This window comes from Vibrio sp. 1557, from assembly GCF_033340175.1.
Lineage (GTDB): Bacteria > Pseudomonadota > Gammaproteobacteria > Enterobacterales > Vibrionaceae > Vibrio > Vibrio alginolyticus.
This window is the reverse complement of sequence record NZ_JAWOVZ010000300.1, coordinates 1-1,021: the sequence shown is the minus strand read 5'-3', so window position 1 is coordinate 1,021 and position 1,021 is coordinate 1. Positions and strand designations below refer to the sequence as shown.

At 48.3% G+C, this 1,021-nt stretch carries 1 protein-coding gene; it reads left to right on the top strand.

Translation table 11 applies throughout. The features are described from left to right. A partial coding sequence (locus R7070_RS26635; RefSeq protein ID WP_318141578.1) for an efflux RND transporter permease subunit occupies positions 1-1,021 on the top strand: 1,021 nt, incomplete at both ends.

The window sequence follows — 1,021 nt, the reverse complement described above, 5'->3', positions numbered from 1 at the left end:
GACATGATGCTGAAAAACTTGCTGCAGGGCGCGGTGCTTGTTGCGATCATGTTGACGATTTTCTTACGTTTCCGTTTGGCGATGTGGGTAATGATCGGCTTACCAGTGTGTTTCCTTGGTGCGGTAATGATGATGCCAGCTTTGGGTATTACAGTGAACATCGTCTCGCTGTTCGCTTTCATCATGGTGCTCGGAATTGTGGTGGATGACGCCATCGTCATGGGAGAAAGTGCGTACAGTGAAATCGAAGAAAAGGGCGGCGGTGTCGAGAACGTGGTACGCGGTGTCAAACGCGTTGCTACGCCAGCGACATTTGGTGTTCTGACAACGATTGCTGTATTCGCACCATTCTTGCTTTCGAGTGGTATTGATAGCGCTTTCTTTTACGGCATTGCTGGTGTCGTGATTCTGTGTTTGATCTTCAGTTTGATCGAATCAAAGTTGATCCTACCAGCGCACTTGGCGCATACCCATTTTAAACCAGTCAAACCTGGTGGATGGCGAGATCGTTTCAACCAACGTTTCTTCGGCTTTGTAAACGGCACTTATCGTAACTTCGTGAAAGCCTGTACGCATTGGCGTTGGACGGTATTTGCTGTGTTCTGTGGTTTATTGCTGATCAGTGCTGCATTGGTTAAATCCAACTATGTGCGTGTTATCCCTAACCCGAAAGTACCGACGGATTACCCTGCGATTACTATCGAGATGAATGACACGGTTTCCAGTGAGCAAACCATTGAAGCGTTGAAAACCATCGAGCGTGTCATGCAAGAGGTCGAGTCTCAAACTATTGCTGATCATGGGCAAGGTATGATTCGCGATGTGCTTTCTTACAATAGAAGCCGCACCGAAGGACGAGTGTTAGTGCCGCTTGTCGATGAGGAAATTCGTCCGTTCAATACCTTTGAACTTGCTCGACGCTGGCGTGAGGCGATGCCTGTTATTCCGGGGATGAAGAGTATCAAGATCCGCGAACAAAGTGCAGGTGGTGGCGATCGTGATGAGTTTGGCTACTTACTGT